Source organism: Agriterribacter sp., assembly GCF_035445465.1.
Classification (GTDB): domain Bacteria; phylum Bacteroidota; class Bacteroidia; order Chitinophagales; family Chitinophagaceae; genus Agriterribacter.
Genome location: NZ_DAOMQT010000045.1, coordinates 25,732 through 34,471 on the forward strand (window position 1 = coordinate 25,732; position 8,740 = coordinate 34,471).

Sequence of the window (8,740 nt, forward strand, 5' to 3'; positions counted from 1 at the left end):
TTATCAGGGTTTTATTGTTTTGTTTGAAGGCTTTTCGTTGTCAAACAATATTCTTGAGGAGGGAGAATAGTCATCCTCGAACTGTCCGCTTTTTACACTCCATAAAAAGGCTAAAAGAAAGAGCCCGGCTACGGAAATGCTGGCTATTAAAAGAATGATCATTACGCTCATTATGCAGGAGTTATTTGTAAAAGTATTTGGAGCGGAGGGGATAAGTTATAAGCAATATCAAGAAGTAAAATGACTTTTGTCATGCTATCGTCAGGGGGCGGGGAGAAAGGAAGGCTGCAGGTTACAAGGTACAGGTTACAAGGTACAGGTTGCAAGGTTCATGCCCTATACCTTATACCCTTATACCTTATACCTTATACCCTACGTCCCATGCCCTATACCTCATCCCCATACCTCCTACACTCTCACCGCTTCAGCTTCATTCTTCCCGCGGCCAAATTGCTTGCCCCGAAAGTGAGCAGCACGATGCTTAAAGAGCTGGAAGGCATTAGTATCGCAGCTATCAGCGGGGATAAGGTTCCCTGAACGGCGAAGTATAATCCTATGATATTATATGCAACAGACATTACGAAACTGGCGATCACTATTTTCCTGTTGATGCGGCACAGGCGGATAAAGCTGTCCAGCATACCAAGCTGTTCTGCCGCTATGATGCCATCGCTTGCCGGCGTAAAATTGTTGGTTTGCCCGCTTACCGCTATACCTGTATCGCTTTGCTGCAACGCTCCCGCGTCATTCAATCCATCCCCTATCATCATCACTTTTTCACCCTGTTGCTGCAACTGCCGGATATACTCCAGCTTATGCCCGGGCTTTTGATGAAACAGCAGCACCGCTCTCTCCCCGGTTAGCTTCCGCAGGTTGTCTTCTTCGGAGGCATTGTCGCCGGAGATCACCGACAACGGGTAATATTTTTGAAGCACCTGCAACAGCGCAGGCACAAATGGCCGGTAATGATTGCTGAACCGGAAACAACCCACGGTTTTATTTTCGATGCTTACATATACTACCGTGCCGGCCTCTTGAGACAAATGAAAATCGCTGGTTTGAGCGCCGATGCTTATCCAAACATCATTTACAAAACCTTCTGTTCCTTCGCCGGGCTTTTCTGTAAAGCCCTGTACCGCAATATCCCGTGCCACACCCAGGTGCTGCGCTATAGCTTTGCTGAGCGGGTGATTGGAACAGGATGCCAACGCGGCTACCTGTGCTTTTTGAACAGCAGACAACGGTGCTCCTTCGTACGTTATTTTTTGCTCACCCGGATCGGTAAGCGTACCTGTTTTATCAAACACAATATGGGTAACCCGCGAAATATCCTCAATTACCCCGGCTTTCCGCAGGTAAAACCGGTTACGGCCAAGTATACGTAAAATATGACCGTTGGTAAAGCTGTTGGATAATAAAAGTGCGCAGGGACAGGCAATGATGAAAACAGCAGTTACCGCCGGCCATATTTTAGCCGGATCGTGCATTTGCCAGTAAACGGCGGCAATAGCGGCAATGGTAAAAACCACGAGGGTGAAATACCTGCTTACCGTGTGCACAAACGATCTGCCCTTTTCTTCCTGCCTGTCGCTACGGTTCCAGAGCCGGGTAAGATAGCTTTGTGCAACTTCCTTCACTGCCAGTATTTCTATATTGCCGGCGGTTTGCCTTCCGCCCGCATATACCATTTCGCCCATTTCTTTGCGCACCGGCAGCGATTCCCCTGTTACAAAGCTGTAGTCAATAAAAGCTTTACCACGGGTCAGGATGCCATCTGCCGGTATTAATTCTTCATTATGGATAAGCAGTGTATCGTTCACTTTTACATCAGGCAGCAAAACCGGTGTTTCGTTATTGTTTTTTATTACCGACACCGCAACAGGAAAATAGGAAGTATAGTCTCTTTCAAATGACAACTGCCGGTAGGTTTTATCCTGTAAAACACGCCCCACGAGCATAAAAAAAACAATGCCGCTCATAGAATCGAAATACCCGCCGCCTGTGCCTGATAACACCTCCACTGCACTGCGCACAAAGGTGATGATAACAGCAAGGGCTATGGGCGCATCTATATTAAGGAATTTATGCTTCAGGCTTTTCCACGAAGACTGGTAAAAAGGCAATGCCGAATAAAAAAATACAGGAAGCGATAATAACAGGTTCGCCCAACGAAAAATATTACGCAATCCTTCCTCGCTGGCGTCTACCCCCAGGTATTCGGGGAAGCTCAGCAACATGATATTACTGAAGCAAAAGCCCGCTATCCCCAATTGATATATCAGACTTTTATCAACAGCAGGAGGGGCTTTTGCAAGATCATTGAGACTGATATAAGGCTCGTACCCAATAGCCGTTAGCAGCTCCGCCACCTTGCGAAGCGAAATTTCATTATGCAAAAAAATGATCTCCGCTTCCTTACGCGTAAAGTTAACCGATGACGATATCACCCCTTCGTTCAGCCGGCGCAGGTTTTCGAGCAGGTACAGGCAGGAGCTGCAATGCATCTGGGGCAGGTAAAAGGTAATATGGGTTTGCTTCTCATCTTTAAAGCTGATGAGCTTGCCTGCTATACGATCGTCATCAAGAAATGAAAACTTGTCTTTACGAACTTTTATGCGCTGGGTGATACCGGGCATTTTGTTAAGATCATAGTAATTACACAGCCCGCTTTGATGAATGATCCCATACACTAATTTACAGCCTTCGCAACAAAAGGATTTATCATCAAGCGTTATGCCCGCGGAAATACATTCCTCACCGCAGTGGCTGCATAAAACAGGAGCGATAACACTTTGACCCATACAAAAATTTCCGGGTAAAGGTAGCCGGGCGAAAAAAACATGTGGATGATCTGCTTCAGGAGATCACCTGATTAATATCAATATAAAGACGTACAGGCACAGGTCTGGCCAGTACTGCAGCAGCCTCTGCTACAAGACCGGCGCCAGTTTGAATCACCCATCACCAAAAAACATTGCTATTATTTCCCGCCTTCTATTAAATATTGCAGCGCCAGCTCATATCCTTTCAAGCCCAGCCCAAAAATGCTACCCACCGATTTACCCGATACATGCGACAGCTTGCGAAAATCTTCCCGGGCATGTACATTGGAAATATGCACTTCCACAACAGGTGTTTTAATGGCCGCGATGGCGTCGCCAATGGCAACAGAAGTATGTGTATACGCAGCCGGGTTTAAAATGATACCATCATATTCAAATCCTAACCGCTGTAATTCATTCACCAGTTCACCTTCCACATTGCTCTGGTAATAATGCAGGCTCACCTGCGGAAATTTTTTTTGCAGTTCGCTGAAATATGCTTCAAACGGCATATTGCCATAGATATCTGTTTCCCTTTTACCGAGGAGGTTTAAATTGGGTCCATTGATGATCGCGATTTTCATTCGTATACATTGTTTTTTTAGAACCCGTTTAAATTTTTACCGGATAATTTATGAACAGGTGTTTTTGGACGCAGATGCGCAGATTCAAAATTTGCAATTTTATCTGCATAAATCTGCGGCAATTATATAAAAATGAATTTTTAAACGGCTAACCGCTTGTACCTACACCCTATACCCTTATACCCTATACCCTATACCCTTATACCCTATACCTTACACCCTCATACCTCACACCCCATACCTCCTGCCTCACCCCTTCATCATCCCTATAAACTCATCAAACAAATAGCGGCTGTCATAAGGTCCGGGTGTTGACTCCGGGTGATACTGAACGGAAAAAGCAGGTTTGCTTTTCATGCGTATGCCTTCAATAGAATCATCATTAAGATTAACATGAGTTATTTCCACAGCCTGCGATTTTTTCACTGCTTCGGGGTCAATGCCAAAGCCATGATTTTGGGTAGTGATCTCGCTCCGGCCGGTAATAACATTTTTCACAGGATGATTCAGCCCGCGGTGCCCGTGATGCATTTTAAAAGTAGGTATTCCATTGGCCATTGCCAGCAACTGGTGCCCGAGGCAAATGCCAAACAAAGGTTTCCCTTTCTGAAGTATCCCCTGTATCGTTTCAACTGCATACGTCATTGGAGCCGGATCGCCCGGTCCGTTGGATATAAAATAACCGTGAGGATTAAAGTCGTTGATTTCCTGTAAAGGTGTTTTAGCCGGGTAAACCCTTACGTATGCGCCTCTTTCCGTAAGACAATTGAGAATGTTTTTCTTCACGCCATAATCATATACGGCTACCCTGTAACGTGAGTGCGGGTTACCCATTTCATATACTTCTTTGGTAGAAACCACCGACGCCAGCTCTAATCCCTTCATAGATGGCGTTTGCGAAAGCCGGGCTTTTAAAACCTGCAAATCCATAGTTTCAGAAGAAATGACACAGTTCATAGCCCCACAGGTACGGATATGCGCCACCAGCGCTCTTGTATCCACGCCATGTATAGCAACTACCTGCTGGTCTTCGAGGTATTGCTGAAGCGAGTTATCCGCCTGCAGACGGCTGTACTTTTCTTCTAAGTTACGGGAGATCAATCCTTTTATTTTCACGGAATTGCTTTCTACATCCGCAGCTTTCACGCCGTAGTTTCCTACGTGCGCGGCATTCATTATAACCACCTGCCCGTAATAGCTCGGATCGGTAAATACTTCCTGGTAGCCGGTCATACCGGTATTAAAACAAATTTCCCCCGTGGTAGTACCTGTTTTGCCAAAAGCCTTGCCGTAAAAAATATTTCCGTCTTCTAAAAGGAGTACCGCGGGTTTTGTGAGTGATTCAGACATCAATAGAAAATTTTGCAAATAAAACAAAATACGGTGGTTTTTAGATTAACTTTTTCTGCACAATTAAAGGTATACCTAAAAAAAGCAGGATCTTATGGTGATCCTGCTTTACTATTAAAAATGCGTTAGCATTATTTATCCTACTCCGCGCTCTTTTCTTTATCCGTTTCAGGAGCAGCTTCTTCAGCGTTAGCTTTTTCAGGATCAGGCTGTACCTGTTCGGCAACTGCTTCTTTGACTTCCGCTTTCTTCCTGCTTCCACCTGCCCTGCGCGTTCTTTTGGTTGTTGTTGCCGCTTTTTCCGTGCCTTTGGTATATACTTCATTGAAGTCAACCAGCTCAATCAGCGCTGTTTCCGCGTTATCGCCCAAACGTCTTCCTAATTTAATAATGCGGGTATAACCACCAGGCCGGCCGGCAACCTTAGGCGCAACTGTGGTAAATAATTCTTTTACCGCTTCTTTATTCTGCAGATAGCTGTATACCAAACGATGGTTGTGCATGATCTGCTCTTTGGTTTCGTTCTTCTTGGTTTTGGTAATGAGCGGCTCAATATAGGTTCTGAGGGCTTTTGCCTTTGCCAGCGTTGTTATAATACGTTTGTTTGTAATTAACGCGATGGCTAAATTGCTCAGCAGCGCTTTTCTGTGCGATGCTGTTCTGCTGAGATTGTTGATCTTGTCTCCGTGACGCATGACTGATTTAATTTGAGATTTGAAATTTCAAATTTGAAATTTCAAATTGGTTATGAATACCTGCCTGTACCGTTGTCAGGGAATTACAGGCCGGCACTGCGCTTACGCGCAGATTATATAAAAAATTAAAGAACTATTTTTCTTTACCACTCACTTACCACCTATCACTTACTACTTACCACTTACTACTTACCACTTTTAGAACTCATCTTTATCCAAACCTAACTTCGCCAGGTCCATTCCAAAGTGAAGGCTTCTTTCGCCTAACACCTGTTCAATTTCTGCCAGTGATTTCTGACCGAAGTTGCGGAATTTCATCAGGTCTTCCTGCTCATACTGCACCAGCTCGCTTAAGCTGTTGATCTTAGCGGCTTTCAGGCAGTTAAAGGCACGAACGCTCAGGTCAAGATCTTCTAATGGTGTTTTGAGCACTTTACGCAATTGCAGTACCTGCTCATCTACCACATCTTCCTTTTTATCTTCCTTACTGTCGAAAGTTATGTTTTCGTCAGTAATGATCATCAGGTGCTGGATAAGGATACGGGAAGCCTGTTTTACCGCTTCTTCAGGTTGAATAGTACCATCCGTTTGCACGTCCATTAACAGCTTTTCATAGTCTGTTCTTTGTTCCACACGGAAATTTTCAATTCCGTATTTCACATTTTTAATGGGTGTAAAAATGGAATCGGTAGGAATATATCCAAAAGGAGCATCTTTCACTTTATTATCTTCAGACGGAACATAGCCACGTCCTTTCCCGATCGTAATTTCAATATTCAGTTTGGAAGAAGGATCCAGCGTACAAATCAGCAATTCAGGGTTCATCACCTGAAAAGATGCCGTAGCTTCTCCTATAGTGGCAGCGGTAAACTCACTTTTTCCCTTAATGGAAAGGGTAAGCTTTTCCTGGCTGATATCGGTATCCAGAATTTTTTTAAACCGAACCTGTTTCAGGTTAAGAATAATTTCTGTAACGTCTTCAGTTACGCCTTTGAGCGTAGCAAACTCATGTTCCGCCCCTTCAATAAAAATACCAATGATCGCATACCCTTCTAAGGAGTTTAGTAAAACCCTGCGAAGCGCGTTACCAATGGTAACACCATAACCCGGCTCTAACGGGCGGAATTCAAAAGATGCTTCAAACTCATTTGCTTTTTGCAGAATGATCTTATCCGGCTTTTGGAAATTTAAAATGGCCATATTTAAATTTCAATTTTAGTTTTTGATACCCTTGTTTCTTGAACAGATTTCAGGTACCTGTTTAATAATGATGTCAACGCTATATATACTTCACCACCACAGCGATGTGGAACTATTATTTGGAATACAATTCCACGATAAGCTGCTCCTTAATATTTTCAGGAACGCTTTCTCTTTCGGGATAAGCGATAAAAGTACCGGTCAGCTCCGCTTCATTCCAGTCTAACCAGTTGAACTTAGGGTTTTTACCCCGCACCTGGCTGGTAACTGAAGTATTTGCCCTGCTTTTATCTTTAAGACTGATTACATCCCCGGCTTTCAACCTGTAAGAAGGGATATTAACCACTTCATAGTTTACAGTTACATGCTTGTGCGCTACTAATTGTCTTGCAGCAGGACGCGAAGGTGCAATACCCAGGCGGTATACCGTATTGTCTAAACGGGCTTCAAGTAACTTGATAAGATTTTCACCGGTAACGCCACCCAGGCGGGATGCTTCGTCGAAGGTTTTATGGAACTGCCTTTCCAGCAAGCCATAAGTGTATTTGGCTTTTTGTTTTTCCTTTAGCTGGAGCGCATATTCTCCCGGGGCTTTACGTTTTTTTGAATTACCGTGCTGACCGGGAGGAAAACTGTTTTTGGTAAGATATTTACCGTTGCCAAGGATGGGTTCGCCGAAAATACGGGAGATCCTTGTTTTGGGGCCTGTGTAACGTGCCATAATTGTTTTACTTTGATTTTTTAATTATGGTGTGCGATCAGTAAAAATCTAAAATCAATCGAACACCTGTTATTAATTTAAAATTCGAATTTTGAAATTTGAAATTCGAATTTTAATTTTTATACTCTTCTCTTTTTGGGAGGACGGCAGCCATTATGAGGGAGAGGAGTAACATCTTTGATCATGTTTACTTCAATACCGCTGTTGGCTATGGCACGGATAGCGCTTTCACGCCCGGATCCGGGGCCTTTTACAAATACATCTACTCTTTTCAAACCAGCTTCAGCAGCAACTCTTGCCGCATCAGAAGCAGCCATCTGGGCTGCGTAAGGTGTATTCTTCTTTGAGCCTTTAAAACCCATTTTACCGGCGCTGCTCCAACTGATCACCTGTCCGGTTTTATTGGTTAAGCTAACGATAAGATTGTTGAAGCTTGCAGTTACATGCGCATCGCCGTATGCATCTACTTTTACCACTCTTTTTTTGGCAGCGGCTTTTGCGCTGCCTGCCTGTGCTTTAGCCATAATACGAGGTAGTCCTTTAAATAGTTAAAATAATTACTTTGAATCATCCCTCCCCGCGAAGCATACGGATCCGGCGATCATTCTATAATATTACTTCTTGGTTGCTTTCTTTTTACCGGCAACAGTTTTACGCTTGCCTTTACGGGTACGCGAATTGGTACGGGTACGCTGTCCGCGGAGCGGTAATCCCTTGCGATGACGCAGCCCGCGATAACAGGCAATATCCAGCAAACGCTTAATGCTCATTTGTACTTCAGAACGCAACTGTCCCTCTACCTTAAATTCATTGGTAATGATATTACGAATGGCGTTCAGATCTTCATCATTCCATTCGTGTACCTTTTTATCGTAGCTTATTCCAGCTTTTTCTAAAATGTACCTTGCAGTAGAGCTGCCAATACCAAAAATATAGGTTAACCCTATTTCTCCTCTTTTGTTCTTAGGTAAATCAACACCGGCAATACGAGCCATAAAGATTTTAAATTTTAAATTTCAAATTTGAGATTATCTTATCCCTGTCTTTGCTTGAAGCGCGGGTTCTTTTTGTTGATTACATACAATACCCCTTTTCTCCTCACGATCTTACAATCAACGCTGCGCTTTTTTATGGATGCTCTTACTCTCATTATATTGAGTTTTATGTATAAATATTATTTATATCTGAAAATAATCCTGCCCCTGCTTAAATCGTACGGACTCATCTCCACACCCACCTTATCCCCTGGTAAAATCCGGATATAATGCATACGCATTTTACCCGAAATGGTTGCCAGGATTTCGTGACCATTTTCTAATTTTACCTTGAACATCGCGTTGGACAAGGCTTCTAAAATGATTCCATCCT

Annotated in this window: 11 protein-coding genes; all 11 read right to left on the reverse strand. The window is 43.6% G+C overall.

What is annotated here, in order from left to right; genetic code table 11:
• Window positions 1–3: 3 nt before the first annotated feature.
• Window positions 4–171, reverse strand: coding sequence for a cbb3-type cytochrome oxidase assembly protein CcoS (gene ccoS, locus PLE34_RS17060; RefSeq protein ID WP_324558923.1), 168 nt, complete (start codon window positions 169–171; stop codon window positions 4–6).
• Window positions 172–416: 245 nt separating this feature from the next.
• On the reverse strand, window positions 417–2,801 hold the full coding sequence (locus tag PLE34_RS17065) for a heavy metal translocating P-type ATPase (protein ID WP_324558925.1): 2,385 nt from the start codon (window positions 2,799–2,801) through the stop codon (window positions 417–419).
• Between the two features lie 179 nt (window positions 2,802–2,980).
• Window positions 2,981–3,406, reverse strand: a complete 426-nt coding sequence (gene aroQ, locus PLE34_RS17070; RefSeq protein ID WP_324558926.1) for a type II 3-dehydroquinate dehydratase — start codon at window positions 3,404–3,406, stop codon at window positions 2,981–2,983.
• Between the two features lie 249 nt (window positions 3,407–3,655).
• Window positions 3,656–4,756, reverse strand: a complete 1,101-nt coding sequence (gene carA, locus PLE34_RS17075) for a glutamine-hydrolyzing carbamoyl-phosphate synthase small subunit (RefSeq protein WP_324558928.1) — start codon at window positions 4,754–4,756, stop codon at window positions 3,656–3,658.
• 140 nt (window positions 4,757–4,896) lie between these two features.
• Window positions 4,897–5,451 (reverse strand): 50S ribosomal protein L17, encoded by a 555-nt coding sequence (gene rplQ, locus PLE34_RS17080; protein ID WP_349770552.1) that lies wholly within the window; start codon window positions 5,449–5,451, stop codon window positions 4,897–4,899.
• Between the two features lie 198 nt (window positions 5,452–5,649).
• Window positions 5,650–6,651 (reverse strand): DNA-directed RNA polymerase subunit alpha, encoded by a 1,002-nt coding sequence (locus tag PLE34_RS17085; RefSeq protein ID WP_324558930.1) that lies wholly within the window; start codon window positions 6,649–6,651, stop codon window positions 5,650–5,652.
• Between the two features lie 115 nt (window positions 6,652–6,766).
• Window positions 6,767–7,372: a 30S ribosomal protein S4 gene (rpsD, locus tag PLE34_RS17090; RefSeq protein WP_324558931.1), complete on the reverse strand. Its 606-nt coding sequence runs from the start codon at window positions 7,370–7,372 to the stop codon at window positions 6,767–6,769.
• Window positions 7,373–7,491: 119 nt separating this feature from the next.
• A complete protein-coding gene (rpsK, locus tag PLE34_RS17095) occupies window positions 7,492–7,896 on the reverse strand; it encodes a 30S ribosomal protein S11 (protein WP_152269851.1) in 405 nt (134 codons plus the stop codon).
• Window positions 7,897–7,986: 90 nt separating this feature from the next.
• Window positions 7,987–8,367 carry a 30S ribosomal protein S13 gene (rpsM, locus tag PLE34_RS17100; protein WP_324558934.1) on the reverse strand — a complete coding sequence of 127 codons (381 nt, stop codon included), beginning with the start codon at window positions 8,365–8,367 and terminating at the stop codon, window positions 7,987–7,989.
• A 38-nt stretch (window positions 8,368–8,405) separates the two neighbouring features.
• Window positions 8,406–8,522: a 50S ribosomal protein L36 gene (rpmJ, locus tag PLE34_RS17105; RefSeq protein WP_152269853.1), complete on the reverse strand. Its 117-nt coding sequence runs from the start codon at window positions 8,520–8,522 to the stop codon at window positions 8,406–8,408.
• 24 nt (window positions 8,523–8,546) lie between these two features.
• On the reverse strand, window positions 8,547–8,740 hold a 194-nt coding region (gene infA / locus PLE34_RS17110; protein WP_324558936.1), incomplete at its 5' end, for a translation initiation factor IF-1.

Excerpts from the sequence above, each read along its gene's own strand:
- ccoS (WP_324558923.1), bottom strand. The coding sequence starts at position 171 with ATGAGCGTAATGATCATTCTTTTAATAGCCAGCATTTCCGTAGCCGGG.
- PLE34_RS17065 (WP_324558925.1), bottom strand. The coding sequence starts at position 2,801 with ATGGGTCAAAGTGTTATCGCTCCTGTTTTATGCAGCCACTGCGGTGAG.
- aroQ (WP_324558926.1), bottom strand. The coding sequence starts at position 3,406 with ATGAAAATCGCGATCATCAATGGACCCAATTTAAACCTCCTCGGTAAA.
- carA (WP_324558928.1), bottom strand. The coding sequence starts at position 4,756 with ATGTCTGAATCACTCACAAAACCCGCGGTACTCCTTTTAGAAGACGGA.
- rplQ (WP_349770552.1), bottom strand. The coding sequence starts at position 5,451 with ATGCGTCACGGAGACAAGATCAACAATCTCAGCAGAACAGCATCGCAC.
- PLE34_RS17085 (WP_324558930.1), bottom strand. The coding sequence starts at position 6,651 with ATGGCCATTTTAAATTTCCAAAAGCCGGATAAGATCATTCTGCAAAAA.
- rpsD (WP_324558931.1), bottom strand. The coding sequence starts at position 7,372 with ATGGCACGTTACACAGGCCCCAAAACAAGGATCTCCCGTATTTTCGGC.
- rpsK (WP_152269851.1), bottom strand. The coding sequence starts at position 7,896 with ATGGCTAAAGCACAGGCAGGCAGCGCAAAAGCCGCTGCCAAAAAAAGA.
- rpsM (WP_324558934.1), bottom strand. The coding sequence starts at position 8,367 with ATGGCTCGTATTGCCGGTGTTGATTTACCTAAGAACAAAAGAGGAGAA.
- rpmJ (WP_152269853.1), bottom strand. The coding sequence starts at position 8,522 with ATGAGAGTAAGAGCATCCATAAAAAAGCGCAGCGTTGATTGTAAGATC.